At 58.9% G+C, this 18,364-nt stretch carries 19 protein-coding genes; 15 read left to right on the forward strand and 4 right to left on the reverse strand.

What is annotated here, in order from left to right; all coding sequences use genetic code 11:
* Window positions 1-9 precede the first annotated feature (9 nt).
* The 8 genes from WFM45_RS08760 to uspE all read left to right on the forward strand — a co-directional run bounded on the left by WFM45_RS08760 (window position 10) and on the right by uspE (window position 7,571).
* Window positions 10-915 carry an ROK family protein gene (locus tag WFM45_RS08760; protein ID WP_033632949.1) on the forward strand — a complete coding sequence of 302 codons (906 nt, stop codon included), beginning with the start codon at window positions 10-12 and terminating at the stop codon, window positions 913-915.
* 333 nt (window positions 916-1,248) lie between these two features.
* Window positions 1,249-2,019 (forward strand): transcriptional repressor AgaR, encoded by a 771-nt coding sequence (gene agaR, locus WFM45_RS08765; protein WP_021503775.1) that lies wholly within the window; start codon window positions 1,249-1,251, stop codon window positions 2,017-2,019.
* Between the two features lie 26 nt (window positions 2,020-2,045).
* Window positions 2,046-3,212, forward strand: coding sequence for an SIS domain-containing protein (locus tag WFM45_RS08770; protein WP_033632948.1), 1,167 nt, complete (start codon window positions 2,046-2,048; stop codon window positions 3,210-3,212).
* A 9-nt stretch (window positions 3,213-3,221) separates the two neighbouring features.
* Complete coding sequence (locus WFM45_RS08775; protein WP_033632947.1) at window positions 3,222-4,076, forward strand: tagatose bisphosphate family class II aldolase; 855 nt, start codon at window positions 3,222-3,224, stop codon at window positions 4,074-4,076.
* Window positions 4,077-4,381: 305 nt separating this feature from the next.
* Window positions 4,382-4,693: a hypothetical protein gene (locus tag WFM45_RS08780; RefSeq protein WP_015377982.1), complete on the forward strand. Its 312-nt coding sequence runs from the start codon at window positions 4,382-4,384 to the stop codon at window positions 4,691-4,693.
* Between the two features lie 219 nt (window positions 4,694-4,912).
* Window positions 4,913-5,437: a methylated-DNA--[protein]-cysteine S-methyltransferase gene (gene ogt, locus WFM45_RS08785; protein WP_004938274.1), complete on the forward strand. Its 525-nt coding sequence runs from the start codon at window positions 4,913-4,915 to the stop codon at window positions 5,435-5,437.
* Window positions 5,438-5,717: 280 nt separating this feature from the next.
* Window positions 5,718-6,482, forward strand: a complete 765-nt coding sequence (locus tag WFM45_RS08790) for an FNR family transcription factor (RefSeq protein ID WP_336955208.1) — start codon at window positions 5,718-5,720, stop codon at window positions 6,480-6,482.
* Between the two features lie 126 nt (window positions 6,483-6,608).
* Window positions 6,609-7,571: a universal stress protein UspE gene (uspE, locus tag WFM45_RS08795; protein WP_004938281.1), complete on the forward strand. Its 963-nt coding sequence runs from the start codon at window positions 6,609-6,611 to the stop codon at window positions 7,569-7,571.
* A 55-nt stretch (window positions 7,572-7,626) separates the two neighbouring features.
* On the opposite strand, the gene pntB is transcribed toward uspE, so the two are convergent.
* From pntB to WFM45_RS08810, 3 genes are all read right to left on the reverse strand, one after another.
* Window positions 7,627-9,021, reverse strand: a complete 1,395-nt coding sequence (gene pntB / locus WFM45_RS08800; protein WP_033632945.1) for a Re/Si-specific NAD(P)(+) transhydrogenase subunit beta — start codon at window positions 9,019-9,021, stop codon at window positions 7,627-7,629.
* Window positions 9,022-9,031: 10 nt separating this feature from the next.
* Window positions 9,032-10,561 carry a Re/Si-specific NAD(P)(+) transhydrogenase subunit alpha gene (gene pntA, locus WFM45_RS08805; protein WP_004938288.1) on the reverse strand — a complete coding sequence of 510 codons (1,530 nt, stop codon included), beginning with the start codon at window positions 10,559-10,561 and terminating at the stop codon, window positions 9,032-9,034.
* A gap of 149 nt (window positions 10,562-10,710) precedes the next feature.
* Window positions 10,711-10,980, reverse strand: a complete 270-nt coding sequence (locus WFM45_RS08810) for a hypothetical protein (protein WP_126181076.1) — start codon at window positions 10,978-10,980, stop codon at window positions 10,711-10,713.
* Between the two features lie 118 nt (window positions 10,981-11,098).
* On the opposite strand from WFM45_RS08810, the gene ydgH reads away from it, so the two are divergent.
* From ydgH to WFM45_RS08830, 4 genes are all read left to right on the forward strand, one after another.
* A complete protein-coding gene (gene ydgH / locus WFM45_RS08815; protein WP_004938291.1) occupies window positions 11,099-12,049 on the forward strand; it encodes a DUF1471 family protein YdgH in 951 nt (316 codons plus the stop codon).
* Between the two features lie 244 nt (window positions 12,050-12,293).
* On the forward strand, window positions 12,294-13,685 hold the full coding sequence (locus WFM45_RS08820; RefSeq protein ID WP_033632944.1) for an amino acid permease: 1,392 nt from the start codon (window positions 12,294-12,296) through the stop codon (window positions 13,683-13,685).
* A gap of 215 nt (window positions 13,686-13,900) precedes the next feature.
* Window positions 13,901-14,386, forward strand: a complete 486-nt coding sequence (locus WFM45_RS08825) for a hypothetical protein (RefSeq protein WP_033632943.1) — start codon at window positions 13,901-13,903, stop codon at window positions 14,384-14,386.
* A 31-nt stretch (window positions 14,387-14,417) separates the two neighbouring features.
* Window positions 14,418-14,813 (forward strand): pyridoxamine 5'-phosphate oxidase family protein, encoded by a 396-nt coding sequence (locus WFM45_RS08830; protein WP_004938299.1) that lies wholly within the window; start codon window positions 14,418-14,420, stop codon window positions 14,811-14,813.
* Between the two features lie 101 nt (window positions 14,814-14,914).
* Here WFM45_RS08830 and WFM45_RS08835 read toward each other — a convergent pair whose 3' ends face one another.
* Entirely contained in the window at window positions 14,915-15,325 is a 411-nt protein-coding gene (locus WFM45_RS08835) for a hypothetical protein (protein WP_033632942.1), read from the reverse strand.
* Between the two features lie 184 nt (window positions 15,326-15,509).
* On the opposite strand from WFM45_RS08835, the gene folM reads away from it, so the two are divergent.
* From folM to rstB, 3 genes are all read left to right on the forward strand, one after another.
* Window positions 15,510-16,232: a dihydromonapterin reductase gene (folM, locus tag WFM45_RS08840; RefSeq protein ID WP_016927586.1), complete on the forward strand. Its 723-nt coding sequence runs from the start codon at window positions 15,510-15,512 to the stop codon at window positions 16,230-16,232.
* 75 nt (window positions 16,233-16,307) lie between these two features.
* Window positions 16,308-17,033 carry a two-component system response regulator RstA gene (gene rstA / locus WFM45_RS08845; RefSeq protein WP_004938307.1) on the forward strand — a complete coding sequence of 242 codons (726 nt, stop codon included), beginning with the start codon at window positions 16,308-16,310 and terminating at the stop codon, window positions 17,031-17,033.
* The gene (rstB, locus tag WFM45_RS08850; RefSeq protein WP_031299665.1) at window positions 17,030-18,334 is read left to right on the forward strand and encodes a two-component system sensor histidine kinase RstB; all 1,305 of its coding nucleotides are present in this window, start codon (window positions 17,030-17,032) and stop codon (window positions 18,332-18,334) included. Before rstA ends, rstB begins: the two co-directional genes overlap by 4 nt.
* Window positions 18,335-18,364: the final 30 nt, after the last annotated feature.

Here is an 18,364-nt window from a genome sequence, read left to right on the forward strand (position 1 = left end):
ATGAGAGAGATGCGTTACGGCTTCGACATCGGCGGCACCAAAATTGAAATGGCCGCTTACGATCGCCGGTTCAATCAGGTGCTGCTCCAACGGGTGCGCACCCCAACCGGCGATTACGGCGAGTTCGTGGCCTGCATCGCCGGGCTGGCCGAGCAGGCGGATCGCAAACTGCACACGCGCGGCAGCATCGGCATCGGTTTACCGGGGATCACCGATCCCGTCAGCCGCCGCCAGTTAGCGGTCAACGTGCCCTGCCTGACCGGCCATTGCCTGGCGGATGACCTGACGCAGGCGCTGGCGCGACCTATCGCCATCGAGAACGACTGCCGCTGCTTCGCGCTGTCGGAAGCCAGCACGCCGCAAACCGCGCACCTGCCGCTGGTGTTCGGCGCCATCATCGGCACCGGAGCCGGCGGCGGCCTGGTGGTGAACCGGCAACTGCACAAGGGGCGCAGCGGCGTGGCGGGCGAATGGGGTCATATGCCGATATCGGCCCAGCTGGCGCAGCGTTACGATCTGCCGCTGTTCAGCTGCAACTGCGGGCTGACCGGCTGCTTTGAACGCTACGTCTCCGGCAGCGGGCTGCTGGCGCTGAGCCGCCATTTCTCCCATCCGGCCGCCGACGTGCCGGCGCTGGTCGCCTGCTATCGTGCCGGTGATGCGCTCGCACAACAGCTGATGACCATGTACGTCGACATCCTGGCCAGCGCGCTGGCCGGCTTACAGCTGCTGCTGGACGTCGATGCCTTCGTGCTGGGCGGCGGGCTGTCCAACGTCGGCGAGCTGTATCGGCTGTTGCCGCCGGCGATGCGGCGCTGGCTGCTGCCGGGCGTGGAACCGGCGGCGGTGTTCCCGCCGGTGCACGGTGACAGCAGCGGCGTGCGCGGCGCAGCGCTTTTAAGCGCGCCGGCATAAAAAAAACAGTGAAAGCCCGGCGGTTGTCGAGCGATCGCTGCGGCTTTCGGCATCGATGGACTGAATGAATAAGCGCTGGGAATTGGCGACTGAAAAATAACGAATTTGCCGTTTTCACTTTGCGTTAACACCGCTTTCGGTTGCCGCTCAACCGAAAGCAAAATCAAATATAACCAACTGATAGATATAGATATTTTAAAATTAATCGATTGCATTTCAGTGTTTCGTTTGCTGTAATTCGCCACGAACAACTGAAAGCGCTCCGGTCGGTATCGCTGCGGCTTATTAAGCCGCGGTCGGGCACGGCTACAGGTAAATCAGGAGTCTGCATTAATGATCAATACCGCAAAACGCCGGGAATTAATTATCGACCAGCTGTGCCGCGAGGGCACGGTGCGCGTGGAGCAGCTTAGCCAGCAGTTTTCGGTGTCCAGCGTCACCATCCGCAGCGATCTGCGCCAGCTGGAAAAACACGGCTGCGCGGTGCGCGCCTACGGCGGCGCCATGTTGAATAAACAGTTCGCCTTCGACCGCCCGCTGCAGGACAAGGGCCGCATCAATCGCGACGTAAAACACGCCATCGCCTGCGCGGCGGCGGCGCTGATTGAAGACGGCGACGCCATCATCCTCGACTCCGGCTCCACCACCAGCCAAATGGCGCCGCAGCTGGCGGGGAAAAAGGATCTGGTGGTGATGACCAACGCGCTCAACATCGCTTTCGAACTGGCCAACAACGAGCAGATCGACCTGATGGTGGTCGGCGGCAGCGTGCGCCGCAAAGCCTGGTCGCTGTACGGCCCCGCCGCCGAACAACAGCTGCGCCAGTATCGGTTCGACAAGCTTTTTCTCGGCGTCGACGGCTTCGATCTCGCGAGCGGCATCACCACGCCGGATCCGGGCGAAGCGCAGCTGAACCGGGTGATGTGCGAGGTGGCGCGCGAAGTCATCGCCATCGCCGACGCCAGCAAATTCGGCCGCACCAGCTTTTGCATGATCCGCGACATCGGCCAGATCCACCGCCTGGTCACCGACAGCCGCATTCCTGAACACTATCTGCAGGCGCTGCACCATTTAGGGATCGACGTGATTATCGCCGACCGTTAACCGAGGCTTTTTAAGGAGCTGTCATCATGAACGCGTATTTCTCTTACGAGACGAATTGGCTGAAGCAGCGCAACGCCTGGCATACCGCCGCAGAAATTTGGCAACAGCCGGATTTGTGGGCGACGCTGCATCGCCAACTGCAGGATCAACAGGCGCAATGGCAGCCGTTCCTGGCGCCGCTGCTGGCCAATCCGCGCCTGCAAATCGTGCTGTGCGGCGCCGGCAGTTCGGCATTTGCCGGCCGCGCCCTGGCCCCCTGGCTGCGCGAACGCACCGGCCGCGACGTGGTGGCTTACGGCACCACCGATATTGTCGCCAACCCGCTGCAGTATCTCGACCCTGACCGGCCGACGCTGCTGGTCTCCTTCGCCCGTTCGGGCAACAGCCCGGAAAGCGTGGCGACGGTGGAGCTGGCCGATCAATTGCTGCCGGAAAGCTATCATCTGATGCTGGTGTGCAACCCGGACAGCCGGCTGGCGCAGTACGCGCATCAGCGTGGCAACGTCTGCTCGCTGGTAATGCCGCAGGGCGCCAACGATCAGAGCTTCGCCATGACCTCCAGCTTCAGCTGCATGATGCTGAGCGCCGCGCTGCTGCTCGGCCCAACGTCGCTTGAGGCCGCCCAGGCGCCGTTGAACGCCATGGTGCAGCGCTGCCGCACACTGCGCGAAACGCTGCAGCCGCAGGTGAAGGCGCTGGCCGCCAGCGGTTTCCGCCGTTATATCACCCTCGGCGGCAGCTGCTTTACCGGCCTCGCCGAAGAGGCTTCGCTCAAGATGCTGGAGCTGACCGCCGGCCGCATCGTTACGCGCTACGACTCGCCGCTCGGCCTGCGCCACGGCCCGAAATTTATGGTCGACGGCCAGACATTGGTGGTGCTGATGTTCTCCCACCACGACTACGCCCGTCAGTATGACCGCGACCTGTGGAACGAGCTGCAGCGCGATGGGCAGGCGATGCAGCTGGTCGGGTTGACCGGCGAACGCCAACCTCTCGCCGATGCCCTGCTGCATATGCACGATGCCGCTGACGATATCTGGCTGCTGTTCCCGTATCTGCTGTTCAGCCAGATGCTGGCCTTCGAGAGTTCGCTGGCGCTGGGGCTGACCCCGGACAACCCTTGCCCGACCGGCGAGGTTAACCGGGTGGTGAAAGGCGTGACGATTTACCGTTTTCCTTCCCTCGAGCTGTAAGGAGATCCCATGTATCTGATAGCCAACCGAGACATGCTGCTCAAGGCGCAGCGCCAGGGTTACGCCGTGCCGGCGTTTAACGTCCACAATCTGGAAACCGTGCAGGTAGTGGCGGAGACCGCCGCCGAGCTGCGCTCGCCGGTGATCATGGCCGGCACGCCCGGCACCTTCAGCTATGCCGGCACCGACTACCTGATCGGCATCTGCCAATCGGCCGCGCACCGCTACGATCTGCCGCTGGCGCTGCATCTCGATCATCACGAAGAACTGGACGACATCGAGCACAAGGTAAAAAGCGGCATTCGCTCGGTAATGATCGACGCTTCCCACTTGCCGTTTGAACAGAACATCGCCAAGGTGGCCGCCGCGGTCGCCCTGTGTCACCGCTACGGCGCCAGCGTGGAGGCGGAGCTGGGTCGCCTGGGCGGGCAGGAAGACGATTTGATCGTCGATACGGCGGACAGCTTCTATACCGATCCGGCCGCCGCGCGCGAGTTTGTCGCCGCCACCGGCATCGACTCACTGGCGGTGGCGATCGGTTCCGCCCACGGCCTGTACCACGGCGAACCGAAGCTGGACTTCGAACGCCTGGCGCTGATCCGCGAACAGGTGGACGTGCCGTTGGTGCTGCATGGCGCCTCCGGCATTCCGGAAGCAATGGTCAAGCGCGCGATCTCGCTCGGCGTTTGCAAGGTCAACGTCGCCACCGAACTGAAAATCGCCTTCGCCGATGCGGTAAAAAGCTACTTTTCGCAGCACCCGGACGCCAACGATCCGCGCAAATACATCGTCCCCGGCAAGCTGGCGATGAAAGAAGTGGTGGCGGAAAAGATCCGCATCTGCGGCAGCAGCGGCATGCTGTAATCCCGCTCTCGCCCCCGTTGCTGCGGCCGCGCAACGAGGGCGAAAACGGCTGCCATTGCCCGACTTTCCTGAGAGAACGATCACAGCCTGTTATCCCGCCCGCGCCTGAAATCATTAACCGGTCTTCACTATGATCCAAATCATGGTTTTACTCATCCTACCTCCCTATTATCAAATTCATTGAATGCGGGCAGTAGGATTTTTGCCCATTCGTTTTTATTTCGCCAGACGAAATAGCTTATTTTATGAAAACAAGCGCGCTTGTTTTTTAATTGGCAGTGTTTTTACTCTGAAAGGAACAGCGTATGAACCATTACTTAGCCGTATTAAGCGCATTGGTCATTCTGCCCTTCGCTCTGCAAGCAAAACCGCTTTCCGGCAGCCAGGTCGCCTCTGGCGTCGTGCGCTTCACCGGCGCAATTACCACACCGGCCTGCACCGTCAAACATCAGGATGAAAAACTTATCTCCAGCTGCTTCGGTAAAGTGACGGAATATCAGAACGGGTATATATCCTCTTCGTTAAAAGAGATGCCAAAAGAATTAGTTTCTGCCGTCAGCAGTGAGTTGGTGAATAACGATCCCCATTTAAAGCGCGTGACTATCAGCTATAAGTAAGCACAAAGCGTTACTGCCTGCTTAAATAATAAACAAGACGCAACTTGTCTTGATGACTTATAAATTTATTTTATAAATTTATCGCACAATAACTCCCCGCCTTACCGTAAGCCGGCTATTCGGGCAACCCTGCGGTTGCCCATCAGCATGTCCGAAATCCGCCATCGCTCCCTCCCATTTCATGCGATAATCGCCACACTAAACTGAGGAGTGAGCCAGATGCAGACTTTTTTGATTGATCGTACCGCCACGCCGGTGGGAGAACTGGTGCTGATTGCCGATGAACAGGGGCGCCTGCGGGCGATCGACTGGACCGATCACGAAGCGCGCCTGATGAAGCTGCTGAACACCCACTACCGCGCCGATCGGTTTACCCTGCGCGAACAGCGCGATCCCAGCGGGCTGACCGACGCCATGCAGCGCTATTTCGCCGGGGAACTGAGCATTATCGATCGGTTGCCGGTGATGACCGCCGGCACCGAGTTCCAGCGCACCGTCTGGCAACAGCTGCGCCAAATCCCCTGTGGCGAGATCCTGACCTACGGCCAGCTGGCGCAACGCATCGGCCGTCCGACCGCCTCGCGCGCCGTCGGCATGGCCAACGGTTCAAATCCGATCAGCATCGTGGTGCCCTGCCATCGAGTGATCGGTTCGCAGGGCGCGCTGACCGGCTATGCCGGCGGCGTACAGCGCAAGCAGTGGCTGCTGCAGCATGAAGGCTACCTGCCGAAAAGTTTGCTGTAGCCGCTGCGATCGGCTTATCCAGCGCCATTGTTTGGCGCTGCTTAATAAAGCACAGTGCCCAACGCCGCGCTCGTGCCCGCAGGGCACTATTAATAACTTGTGTGAATAAAACGCATAAGTCACAAATAATACTCATAACTTCAGTCCGATACAGAATAATCGGCGGCATGTGTGCGCAAAATTCGCACACAATACCCCTATTCATGCTAATGCCACCCTTATCAGCTGCAGCAAAAGATGTTAAAATTGACTCATATCAATTATTGAATGAGCGTAATCTATGATCCCGGAAAAACGCGTGATTCGTCGTATCCAGTCTGGTGGTTGTGCGATCCATTGCCAGGACTGCAGCATCAGCCAGCTGTGCATTCCTTTCACCCTCAATGTTCACGAGCTGGACCAGCTCGACAACATTATCGAGAGGAAAAAGCCCATCCAGAAAGGCCAGACCTTGTTCAAGGCCGGCGACGAGCTGAAATCGCTGTACGCGATCCGTTCCGGGACCATCAAAAGCTACACCATCACCGAGCAAGGTGATGAGCAGATCACCGGCTTCCACCTGGCGGGCGACCTGGTAGGCTTCGACGCCATCGGCGGCCTGAAGCATCCGAGCTTCGCTCAGGCGCTGGAAACCTCGATGGTGTGCGAGATCCCGTTCGAGACCCTCGACGATCTGTCCGGCAAAATGCCGAACCTGCGTCAGCAAATCATGCGGTTGATGAGCGGCGAGATCAAAGGCGACCAGGACATGATCCTGCTGCTGTCGAAGAAAAACGCCGAAGAGCGCCTGGCGGCGTTCGTTTACAACCTGTCGCGCCGCTTTGCGGAGCGCGGCTTCTCGCCGCGTGAGTTCCGGTTGACCATGACCCGCGGCGACATCGGCAACTACCTCGGCCTGACGGTGGAAACCATCAGCCGTCTGCTGGGCCGCTTCCAGAAAAGCGAAATTCTCAGCGTGAAAGGCAAATACATCACCATCGAAAACGCCGACGCGCTGTCGGTGCTGGCCGGTACGCCGCGCATCAACGTGACCGTCAACGCCTGATCCCCCCGCCGGATCAACATTTCACCGAAATTGTTGATCCGGCACGCTTCCGTTGTTGTTCTGTTTTTCAATGTTGGGTTACTCTGTAAATTAACAGACTGTTGATTTCAGCTGTAAGGAGGCCCTATGGCGAAGTATCAGAATCTTCTGGTGGCTATTGACCCCAATCAGGACGATCAGCCGGCATTGCGCCGCGCCGTGTACCTGGTAAAACGGAACGGCGGGCGCATCAAGGCCTTCCTGCCCATCTATGACTTCTCTTACGAAATGACGACCCTGCTCTCCCCGGATGAAAGAACGGCGATGCGGCAAGGTGTGATCAGCCAACGCGCCGCCTGGATCAACGAGCAGTGCCGCTTTTATCTCAACGACGGCGTGCCGATCGAAATCAAAGTGGTCTGGCATAACCGCCCCTTCGAAGCCATCATTCAGGAAGTGCTTTCCGGTCAACATGACCTGCTGCTGAAAATGGCGCACCAGCACGACCGGTTGGAGTCGGTGATCTTTACCCCCACCGACTGGCACCTGCTGCGCAAATGCCCTTGCCCGGTGTGGATGGTGAAAGACCAGCCCTGGCCGGAAGGCGGCAAGGCGCTGGTGGCGGTCAATCTGGCCAGCGAAGAACCCTATCACGACCCGCTCAATATCAAACTGGTGCAAGAAACCGTCGAACTGGCGCAAAACGTCAACCAGACCGAGGTTCATCTGGTCGGCGCCTATCCCGTTACCCCGATCAACATAGCCATCGAATTGCCCGACTTCGACCCGAGCGTCTACAACGACGCCATTCGCGGCCAGCATCTGATCGCCATGAAGGCGCTGCGGCAGAAATTCTGCATTAAGGAAGAGTTCACCCACGTGGAAAAAGGCCTGCCGGAAGAAGTGATCCCCGATCTGGCCGAACATCTGCAGGCCGGCGTGGTGGTGCTGGGCACCCTGGGCCGCACAGGCATTTCAGCCGCCTTTATCGGCAACACCGCGGAACATGTGATCGATCATCTGAAATGCGACCTGCTGGTGATTAAACCGGAAAACTTCAACTGCCCGATCGAGGCGGATGAAGATGACGAGCATGACGACGAAGATTAACCTTCGTGCATAAAAAACGGGCCGCTAAGCGGCCCGTTTTTTTGGTTGCCCAATTCTACTTCTGCAGCGCCCGCAGAATCGCTTCCACGCTGTCTTTGGCGTCGCCGAACAGCATCTGGGTGTTCTCCTTGAAGAACAGCGGGTTCTGCACGCCGGCGTAGCCGGTGTTCATCGAGCGTTTGAACGCGATCACGTTTTGCGCTTTCCACACTTCCAATACCGGCATGCCGGCGATCGGGCTGCGCGGATCTTCCAGCGCCGCCGGGTTCACCGTATCGTTGGCGCCGATCACCAGCACGGTGTCGGTATCCGGGAAATCGTCGTTGATTTCATCCATCTCCAGCACCACGTCGTACGGCACCTTCGCTTCCGCCAGCAGCACGTTCATGTGGCCCGGCAAGCGCCCCGCGACCGGGTGAATGCCGAAACGCACCTTCACGCCGCGCGCCCGCAGTTTTTCGGTGATTTCCGCCACCGGATACTGCGCCTGCGCCACCGCCATGCCGTAGCCCGGGGTGATGATCACCGAGGTGGAGTTCTTCAGCTGCTCGGCCACTTCTTCCGCCGTGGTTTCACGGTATTCGCCCATCTCTTCGGCGTCACCGGTGGATGAACCGTCACTGCCGAAACCGCCGGCGATCACGCTGATAAACGAACGGTTCATCGCCTTGCACATGATGTAAGACAGTATCGCCCCCGAAGACCCCACCAGCGCGCCGGTGACGATCAGCAGATCGTTGCTCAGCATGAAGCCCGCAGCCGCCGCCGCCCATCCCGAGTAGGAGTTGAGCATTGACACCACCACCGGCATGTCGGCGCCGCCGATCGAGGCGACCAGATGCCAGCCGAACGCCAGCGCGATCGCCGTCATCAGCAGCAGCGCTATCACCTGCCAGCCCACGCTGTCGGTGCGCACGAACGCCACCAGCAACAGGAACGAGATCACCAGCGCCGCCAGGTTCAGCTTGTGGCGATTCGGCAGCATCAGCGGTTTGGAAGAAATGATGCCGCGCAGCTTGCCGAAGGCGACGATCGACCCGGTGAAGGTCACCGCACCGATAAAGACGCCGAGGAACACTTCGGTCAGATGGATATTCGCCATCACCGGCTCCATCGGCGCGCCGTGATCCAGGTAGCTGTTGAAGCCGACCAGCACCGCCGCCAGGCCAACGAAACTGTGCAACACCGCCACCAGCTCCGGCATTTCGGTCATCTCGACCTTCTTGGCCAGATAGACGCCGATCGAGCCGCCGATGATCATGGCGATGATGATCCAGCCGACGTTGCCGGAATCCGGCCCCAAGATGGTGGCGATCAGCGCGATCGCCATGCCGGCGACGCCGAACAGGTTGCCCTGCTTCGACGTTTCATGCCGCGACAGGCCCGCCAGGCTGAAAATAAACAAAATAGCGGCAACAATGTATGCAGCTGTAACCAATCCTCCAGACATTTGTTACCCCTTAGTTCTTGCGGAACATCTTCAGCATGCGCTGAGTGACGGTGAATCCACCAAAAATGTTGATGCTGGCGATCAGCACGGCGATAAAGGAGAGGAAACTCACCCAGCCGCCATGACCGATCTGCAGCAACGCGCCGACCACGATAATCCCTGAGATCGCGTTGGTGACCGACATCAACGGGGTATGCAGCGCATGGCTGACGTTCCAGACCACGTAGTAACCGACCACGCAGGCCAGCGCGAACACGGTAAAGTGCGACAGGAACTCTTTCGGCGCCGCGTCCGCCAGCCAGCCGAACAGCAGGATCGCCAGAGCCATCAGGCCATACTTCAGCCACGGCGAGGTCGGTTTGGCTTCGGGTTTGGCGGCCGGTGCGGCGGCGGGCGCCGCTTTCGGCTGGGCGGAGACCTGGATCGGCGGCGCCGGCCAGGTGATTTCACCGCTGCGCACCACGGTAACGCCGCGGATCACCGTATCGTCGAAATCGATGTCAATCTCGCCGTTTTTCTCTTTCGACAGCAGCTTCAACAGGTTGACCAGGTTGGTGCCGTACAGCTGCGAAGATTGGGTCGGCAAGCGGCTCGGCAGATCGGTATAGCCGATGATTTTCACGCCGTTGTCGGTCACGGTAATGGTGTCGGCCACGGTCAGTTCGCAGTTGCCGCCGGTTTGCGCCGCCAAATCGACGATCACGCTGCCCGGCTTCATCGACGCCACCATCTCTTTGGTGATCAGCTTCGGCGCCGGTTTACCCGGGATTAGCGCGGTGGTGACGATGATGTCAACCTCCGCCGCCTGCGCGGCGAACAGCGCCATCTCGGCCTTGATAAAGGCTTCGGACATCACTTTGGCGTAGCCGTCGCCGCTGCCCGCTTCCTCTTCAAAATCCAGCTCGAGGAACTCCGCCCCCATGCTCTGCACCTGCTCTTTCACTTCCGGGCGGGTGTCGAAGGCGCGCACGATGGCGCCGAGGCTGCCCGCGGCGCCGATCGCCGCCAGGCCGGCCACGCCGGCGCCGATGATCATCACCTTGGCCGGAGGCACTTTGCCGGCGGCGGTGATCTGGCCGGTGAAGAAACGGCCGAACTCATGCGCCGCTTCGACGATCGCGCGGTAGCCGGCGATGTTGGCCATCGAGCTCAGCGCGTCCATCGACTGGGCGCGCGAGATGCGCGGCACCGAGTCCATCGCCAGCGCGGTGACGTTGCGCGCCGCCAGCTTGGCCATCAATTCGGGGTTTTGCGCCGGCCAGATAAAGCTGACCAGCGTGCTGCCTTCACGCATCAAGGCGATCTCGTCGTCTTGCGGCGCGTTGACTTTCAGGATCAGATCCGACTGCCACACTTCGCTTTCGTCGACCAGCGCCGCGCCGGCGGCTTCATAGGCGACGTCCTCAAAACTGGCCAGTTTGCCCGCCCCGCGTTCAATCGCGACGGTAAAACCCAGCTTCAGCAGTTGTTCCACCGTTTTCGGCGTGGCTGCGACCCGGGCTTCATTGGCCAACCGCTCTCTTGGTACACCAATACGCATAATGTTCCCTTCTCACCTGTCTTGGATGATGTTTATTATTTTCCTGCCCATAGCACGGCGCCGCCGGCGAGCGTTGCGTTAACTTGCCCGCACTGATTTCAGGCGCCAACTATAACCTACTGAAAATAAGGTCGATGATCCATAATTGCTTACGCATTCATCCCTGTTTTTACATAAAAACGCCGCGCGCGATATGACAAATCGCAATTTACAGTGAAAAAATCCATACAGAACAGCACATTCTGCGTGACAAGAGGTTTACGCCCGGCGTAACGATTTATGGCCGCGCGCGGCGTAAAAGCATAAAAGTTATCATTTTGTGAATAATTAACATTAATGACACCAAAGCCGTTATTATGGAAACTTATGACGGCGGCGCCATCCGTGCGACCCGCGTCGCCATCGGCGATTTGTCGCACGGGATAACATAAAATGCTGAGACAGTTTTCAGAATTACATGTAATAATCGACGGCTGAATTACACTTAAACAGTTCAGTACGTTATAAACGTTAATGCGCTAGGCGAAAGGATTTTTTATGAAGCTGAAGACCACGATCATCGCGTCAGCCTTGTTATCACTCACCGCGCTGTCTGCTCATGCGGCGCAAGAGTTAACTCCTGAGAAAGCAGCGGCGCTGAAGCCGTTTGATCGCATCACGATTACCGGCCGCTTCAATGCCATCAATGAAGCCGTCGACGCCGTATCCCGCCGTGCAGACAAACTGGGTGCCGATTCCTTCTATATCCAGGACAGCAACAACAGCAACAACGGCGGCAACTGGCGCGTCACCGCAGACCTTTATCATAAAGATGCGCCAGAAGTGAGCAAAACACCAAAATACCGCGTATTTAACGGCGTGAACGAACTGCCTAAAGAGGAAGCCTACCTGCTGGAGCCTTACGATACCGTGAGCGTCAGCGGCTTCTACCGCAGCCAGCCGGACATCAACGACGCCATCTCCAAAGAAGCGAAGAAAAAAGGCGCTGCATCCTTCTTCATCGTGCGCCAGGTTGACGCCAACTCCGGCGGCAACCAGTTCGTCACCGCCTACATCTATAAGGCCGATGCGCCGAAACGCCGCGTGCAGAGCCCGGACGCCATTCCGGCCGATTCTGACGCCGGGCGCGCCGCCCTGGCCGCCGGCGGCGCCGCAGCCGCGAAAGTCGAAATTCCTGGCGTCGCGTCTTCCGGTTCGCCAAGCCGCGAAGTGGGCCGTTTCTTCGAAACCCAGTCCTCTACCGGCCAACGCTATACCGTCACGCTGCCTAACGGCACCAAGATCCAGGAAGTGAACAACGTGACCGCCGCGCAGATGGTGCCGTTCGATTCCGTCACCTTCACCGGCCACTTCAACAGCATGACCGATGTCTCCACCGAAGTGGCGAAACGCGCGGCCGAGAAAGGCGCCAAGTATTATCACGTCACCCGCCAGTGGCAGAACAAGAGCGGCGGCAACCTGACCGTCAGCGCCGATCTGTTCAAATAAAACCCGTTTTTAGGTTTACCATCGGGCAGCCCTTGAGCTGCCCGTTTTTATTGCCGCTTTTTCCATCGCGCGTTGAATAGTTTTTTGTAAATTCCGCATATTCAATCATTGCATCTCTAATCATCCCTCCGTAGAATTTGCGCCAATTTTTAGGGCTATTGTCTATTCGCGCAGTGGTTGTTAATACATTGTTGCCGCCAAGCAGTTCCCTTCCAGTTGTTTATTCTGCGTTCAGGATCCGTCATTGGAAAAAAAACTCGGTCTTACCGCGCTAACCGCTTTGGTGCTCAGCTCGATGCTGGGCGCCGGCGTGTTCAGTCTGCCGCAAAACATGGCGCAGGTCGCCAGCCCCGCCGCGCTGCTGCTGGGTTGGGGGATCACCGGCGTCGGCATTCTGTTTTTGGCATTCGCCATGCTGTTGCTTACGCGTTTGCGTCCGGATCTGGACGGCGGCATCTTCACCTACGCCAAAGAAGGATTCGGCGAACTGGTAGGCTTCTGCTCCGCCTGGGGTTACTGGCTGTGCGCCGTGATCGCCAACGTCTCGTATCTGGTGATCGTGTTCGCGGCGCTGAGCATTTTTACCGATCGCGGCGGCAACGTTATCCTCGGTGACGGCAATACCTGGCAGGCGCTGATCGCCGAATCCGCCCTGCTGTGGATCGTGCACGCGCTGGTGCTGCGCGGCGTGCAAACCGCCGCCAGCATCAATCTGGCGGCCACCCTCGCCAAACTGTTGCCGCTGGGGATGTTCGCCGTTCTGGCGGCGATTGCCTTTAAAATGGACGTGTTCACACTGGATTTCAACGGCATCGCCCTCGGTAAACCGGTGTGGGAACAGGTCAAGGACACCATGCTGATCACCCTGTGGGTGTTTATCGGCGTGGAGGGCGCGGTGGTGGTTTCCGCCCGCGCCCGCAATAAGAAAGACGTGGGCCGCGCCACTATGCTGGCGGTGCTGTCGGCGCTGGCGGTGTATCTGATGGTCACGCTGCTGTCGCTGGGCGTGGTGCCGCGCAGCGAACTGGCCGAGATGCGCAATCCGTCAATGGCGGTGCTGATGGTAGAACTGATCGGCCCGTGGGGAGACGTGCTCATCGCCGCCGGCCTGATCGTTTCCGTGTGCGGCGCCTACCTGAGCTGGACCATCATGGCGGCGGAAGTGCCACTGCTGGCCGCGCAGCACGGCGCGTTTCCGCGCGTGTTCGGCAAGCAGAACCGCCATCACGCCCCGTCCTCTTCGCTGTGGCTGACCAACATCGCGGTGCAACTGGCGCTGGTGCTGATCTGGCTGACCGGCAGCAACTACAACTCGCTGTTGACCATCGCGTCAGAGATGATCCTGGTGCCTTACTTCCTGGTCGGCGCGTTTCTGTTCAAGGTGGCTTACCGCCGCCGCGACAAACGCCTGATCTTCGCCGCCACCGGCGCCTGCGTCTATGGCCTGTGGCTGCTGTATGCTTCCGGGCTGATGCACTTGCTGATGTCGGTGCTGCTGTATGCGCCAGGGCTGTTGGTGTTCATGTATGCCCGCCGCGGCCATCGAGATATCAATCTGCTCAATCGCCTGGAAAAAAGCAGCATCTTCTTGCTGCTGGTGGCCACGCTGCCTGCCGGCTGGTTTATGTTGCACTAAAATCGCCTGCCCATGCGGCTGCCCGTCAGCCGCATTTCATTTGCTCGTCCTTCCTCTTACCCCGCTCCCCGTGATTAATCCGTCAGTGGCTTCGCTTGCGATCTCAAATGCAATTAATTATCATTATCAGTTGTGATTGACGGTATGGCTCGAGCGCCCCCTGCCGAGAGGCGTCAGGAGGCGGGTTTAGACAGGCTGAAAATGGAAGGCATTTCATGGCTGAAAAACTGCTGCACGCATTACCCTTGTTTGCCGCTTGGGAAGCACGGATCGCCGAGGGCAACACGGCATTCAATCAGCAGCGCGATCGCCTGGCGATGGCGCGCTATCAACAGGCGCTGGAGGGGGCTCAGGCGATCATCGCCGAGAAGCCCTGGCTGAATGCGGAATATACCGCCAGATTTGAAGCGCTGAATATTTTCGAGTCTGCCCTTGCCGCGCTGATCGTCACGTTCAACAACATTACCCATCTGCGCCTGCGGCAGAAGCCTCTTCGCGGCGTCGAGCTGCATGTTCATCAGGCCCGAGTCGCTATCGAGCAACTGTTGGACGATACGTCGCTGTGCGAACAGATGCAGCAGATCGCCGAACGGCACCTGCTGCGTTTCAGGATTGAAACCCTGCACTTGCTGCGCGAACACCGGCTGCCGGAAACCAGCGTCTGCGCGCCGGCGGCCAACGCTTCCGCTACCTTGCATTAAAAGTGACACACCAATCTGAGGGTCATCTGTAATGAATGAATTGAATGACGAGATGAAGAAGATGCTGGCTAAACAGCTGCCTGTGCAGGCGACCAGCAGCCCGAACGGCGTTCCCGATATCGGCCCCAAGCGTTCTTTGCGCCTCTATGATGACCGTACGCTGATTTACAACGAAAATACCGGTGGCCAAACGCTGAAAAACATCAAGGCCGGCTCGAAAATGGCCGTGGTGATCATCGATCGCGAGGCGCTGGACGGTTACCGCTTCGTTGGCACGCCCGAACTGTTTCTGGCGGGCAAGCCGTTTGACGATGCGTTGACGTTTGCGGAAAAAAATGGGATGAAGCCGCCGAAGTACGCGGTGTTAATTCATATAGACAGTATTTATACCCTGCGCTCCGGCCCGAACGCCGGGACCCAGCTCTAGACGCTGGCCGTCATGCGGCGTGAGACATCACGTTCATGGTTAGGCCATCGCGGTAAGTCAATTGCCTAACCATGAGCGGGCGGCCGGGTCGGTACACCCGGTCAGCTTTTAGGGGGAATGGTGATGGTCATGCGCTCACCCACCAGGGCGATCGCAATGCCTTTCTCGCACTCTTTTTGAATGGCCGCCAGCTGTTGCGCTTCCAGCGCATAGGGCAACTGAATATCAAACACCGTCAGGCCCTGCTGCTGCGCCAGGTCAATCAGGCGCACGATATTGGTTTCATCGCTGACCTGTGTCGACACCACTTGCAGCGCCAGCTCTTTCAACTGCTCTTTGCGCGTTTGTGACGTGGTCACGCGCGATTTCAACACCATGCCGAAGATCGGCATCACACCATAAATAGCATCAACAAAGCGCCAGTGCTTCCTGCACGATGCGGACAGAAAATCCATATAGTCGAAACAGATTTTCTCACTGCGCGCGATGGATGCAAGGTGATTGCTGTTCATCCCCTCATTCCTCTCATGGCCAGTGTTAACCCGTGGTCTTTCAAGCCGCCGCCGGGCGGCAACCTGAAACGCATTGGGGATCTTACATCCAGAAATGGATAATCATGCGAAGCTTTAACGACTTTCCGCCGTATGATGGCATAATTCCCCTATTGTTTGCCAGTCTGTCCAGGAGCTTTAATCAATGGAACACCCCAACTCTGCCCCGGTGCTGATTACCGGCGGCGCGCGGCGCATCGGGCTGGCGCTCGCCAGAGCGTTTCTCCAGCGCGGCGTTCCCGTCATCATCGCCTATCGCAGCGAATATCCGGCGATGACCGAGTTGAAAGCCTTGGGCGCCAGTTGTATTCAAGGCGATTTTTCCACGCACGAAGGTATCTACCGTTTCGCCGACCAGGTGCGGCAGGTGGCGCCCAAATTGCGCGCGGTGATCCACAACGCCAGCGCCTGGCAGGCCGAGTCGGCGGAAGTGCCGCCGGAGCAAGTGATGGCGGCGATGCTGCAAATTCACGTCTATACGCCCTATTTGCTCAACCAACTGCTCGAGTCTTGCCTGACCGGCCAGGGCCAGGCAGGCGCTGACATTATCCATCTGACCGACTACGTGGTGGAAAAAGGCAGCGACAAACATATCGCCTACGCCGCCAGCAAGGCCGCGTTGGACAATATGACCCGATCGTTCGCCCGCAAGCTGGCGCCGGAGGTGAAGGTCAACGCCATCGCGCCGGCGCTGATCATCTTCAATCCGGGCGACGATGAAGCCTACCGCCAACAAGCGCTGGCGAAATCGCTGATGAAGGTCGCGCCGGGCGAGAGCGAAGTGGTCAATCTGGTGAACTACCTGCTGGAGAGCCGTTACGTGACCGGCCGCACCCACGGCGTCGACGGCGGGCGGCCGCTGCGCTGAGGCAAAGATCCGCATGGCGCATCGCTGTAGGCCGCGCTATGCTGAAATCCGCTTTTCTTATTAAAACACGGGCATATGCATAAAATTGTTTTTGTGGAAGACGATCCTGAAGTCGGCAAGCTGATCGCCGCCTATCTGGGCAAACACGACATCGAGGTGCTGATCGAACCGCGCGGCGACAGCGCGCAGGCGCGCATTGAGCGCGAGCAACCCGATTTGGTGCTGCTGGACATCATGCTGCCCGGCAAAGACGGCATGACGCTGTGCCGCGATCTGCGCCCTACCTTCCCCGGCCCGATCGTGCTGCTCACCTCGCTCGACAGCGACATGAACCATATTCTGTCGCTGGAGATGGGCGCCAACGACTATATCCTGAAAACCACGCCGCCGGCGGTGTTGCTGGCCCGCCTGCGTTTGCACCTGCGCCAACACAGCCAGCAGCCGAAAGAAGAGTCGGTTCAGCCGCTCACCCAGCACAACGCGCTGCATTTCGGGCTGTTGTGCATCGATCCGGTCAACCGGCAGGTCACGCTGGGCGAAGAAACGATCACCCTGTCCACCTCGGATTTCGATTTGTTGTGGGAATTGGCGACCCACGCCGGGCAGATCATGGATCGTGAGGCGTTGCTGCAAAACCTGCGAGGCGTAAGCTATGACGGCATGGATCGCAGCATCGACGTGGCGATCTCCCGCCTGCGCCGCAAGCTGTACGATAACGCGCTGGAACCGTTCCGCATCAAGACCGTGCGCAATAAAGGCTATCTGTTCGCCCCTAACGCCTGGGCATCGGTGCAACAATGAGAAAACTTTTCGTCCAGTTCTTCCTGTTGCTGTTCGTCTGTTTTCTGGTGATGGCGATGCTGGTTGGCCTGGTGTACAAGGTGACCGCCGAGCGCGCCGGCCGCCAGTCGATGGACGATCTGATGAAAAGTTCGCTGTACCTGATGCGCAGCGAGCTGCGCGAAATCCCGTTGAAGGACTGGAACAAGACCATCGCCACGCTGGATCTCAATCTGTCGTTCAAACTGCATATAGAACCGCTCGGCAAACAGGCGCTGAGCGAGGATCTGAAAAAACGGCTGCGGCTGGGGGAAATCATCGCCCTCGACGATCAGTACACCTTTATGCAGCGCATTCCGCGCAGCCACTACGTGTTAGTGGTCGGCCCCATTCCTTATCTGTTCTACCTGCACCAGATGCGCCTGCTGGATCTGGTATTGCTGGTGTTTATCGGCATGTCGCTGGCGCTGCCGGTGTTTCTGTGGATGCGGCCGCACTGGCAAGACCTGCTCAAATTGGAAAACGCCGCCCAGCGGCTCGGCGCCGGGCATCTGGATGAGCGCACCCACTTCGATCCCACCTCCAGCCTGAGCCGGCTCGGCGTGGCGTTCAACCAGATGGCCGACAGCGTCAACACCCTGATCGCCAGCAAGAAACAGCTGATCGACGGCATCGCGCACGAGCTGCGAACGCCGCTGGTGCGCCTGCGTTACCGGCTCGAAATGAGCGATAATCTGTCCGAAAGCGAGCAGCAGGCGCTGAACCGCGATATCGGCCAGCTGGAGTCGCTGATCGACGAGCTGCTGACCTATGCCCGTTTGGACCGCCCGCAGGTTGCGTTAAACATTGAACCCATCGATCTGCCAAAATGGCTTGAGGACAAGGTCGATGATATCCGTCTTATTCATCAGGAACGTGACATCCAGCTCGATATCCCACACGTCGGCGACTTCGGCGGCGTCGATCTGCGCCTGATGGAGCGCGTGCTCGACAACCTGGTCAACAACGCGCTGCGCTATTCCGAACAGCGTCTGCGCGTCGGCCTGTGGTTTGACGGCGACCTCGCCTGCTTGCAGGTCGAGGATGACGGGCCGGGTATTCCGCCGGAAGAGCGTGAACGGGTGTTTGAACCTTTCGTCCGTCTCGACCCCAGCCGCGATCGCGCTACCGGCGGCTGCGGGTTGGGACTGGCCATCGTCCATTCCATCGCCGTCGCCTACCAGGGGCAGGTGTTCGTCGAAGGCAGTTCGCTCGGCGGCGCCAGTTTCCGTTTCTGCTGGCCGGTAAAGCCGACATTCAGTTTAAAAGCCGATCTGGCATAATGCCGCCAGACCTTCTCATTGGAGCCGAAT

This window comes from Serratia sp. KG1D (assembly GCF_037150675.1).
Classification (GTDB): Bacteria; Pseudomonadota; Gammaproteobacteria; order Enterobacterales; family Enterobacteriaceae; genus Serratia; species Serratia nematodiphila.

Coding starts and splice junctions, on each gene's coding strand:
- WFM45_RS08830 (WP_004938299.1), top strand. CDS start 14,418: ATGAATGAATTGAATGACGAGATGAAGAAGATGCTGGCTAAACAGCTG.
- WFM45_RS08770 (WP_033632948.1), top strand. CDS start 2,046: ATGAACGCGTATTTCTCTTACGAGACGAATTGGCTGAAGCAGCGCAAC.
- ogt (WP_004938274.1), top strand. CDS start 4,913: ATGCAGACTTTTTTGATTGATCGTACCGCCACGCCGGTGGGAGAACTG.
- folM (WP_016927586.1), top strand. CDS start 15,510: ATGGAACACCCCAACTCTGCCCCGGTGCTGATTACCGGCGGCGCGCGG.
- uspE (WP_004938281.1), top strand. CDS start 6,609: ATGGCGAAGTATCAGAATCTTCTGGTGGCTATTGACCCCAATCAGGAC.
- pntA (WP_004938288.1), bottom strand. CDS start 10,561: ATGCGTATTGGTGTACCAAGAGAGCGGTTGGCCAATGAAGCCCGGGTC.
- WFM45_RS08790 (WP_336955208.1), top strand. CDS start 5,718: ATGATCCCGGAAAAACGCGTGATTCGTCGTATCCAGTCTGGTGGTTGT.
- WFM45_RS08825 (WP_033632943.1), top strand. CDS start 13,901: ATGGCTGAAAAACTGCTGCACGCATTACCCTTGTTTGCCGCTTGGGAA.
- pntB (WP_033632945.1), bottom strand. CDS start 9,021: ATGTCTGGAGGATTGGTTACAGCTGCATACATTGTTGCCGCTATTTTG.
- WFM45_RS08835 (WP_033632942.1), bottom strand. CDS start 15,325: ATGAACAGCAATCACCTTGCATCCATCGCGCGCAGTGAGAAAATCTGT.
- WFM45_RS08775 (WP_033632947.1), top strand. CDS start 3,222: ATGTATCTGATAGCCAACCGAGACATGCTGCTCAAGGCGCAGCGCCAG.
- rstB (WP_031299665.1), top strand. CDS start 17,030: ATGAGAAAACTTTTCGTCCAGTTCTTCCTGTTGCTGTTCGTCTGTTTT.
- ydgH (WP_004938291.1), top strand. CDS start 11,099: ATGAAGCTGAAGACCACGATCATCGCGTCAGCCTTGTTATCACTCACC.
- agaR (WP_021503775.1), top strand. CDS start 1,249: ATGATCAATACCGCAAAACGCCGGGAATTAATTATCGACCAGCTGTGC.
- rstA (WP_004938307.1), top strand. CDS start 16,308: ATGCATAAAATTGTTTTTGTGGAAGACGATCCTGAAGTCGGCAAGCTG.
- WFM45_RS08780 (WP_015377982.1), top strand. CDS start 4,382: ATGAACCATTACTTAGCCGTATTAAGCGCATTGGTCATTCTGCCCTTC.
- WFM45_RS08760 (WP_033632949.1), top strand. CDS start 10: ATGCGTTACGGCTTCGACATCGGCGGCACCAAAATTGAAATGGCCGCT.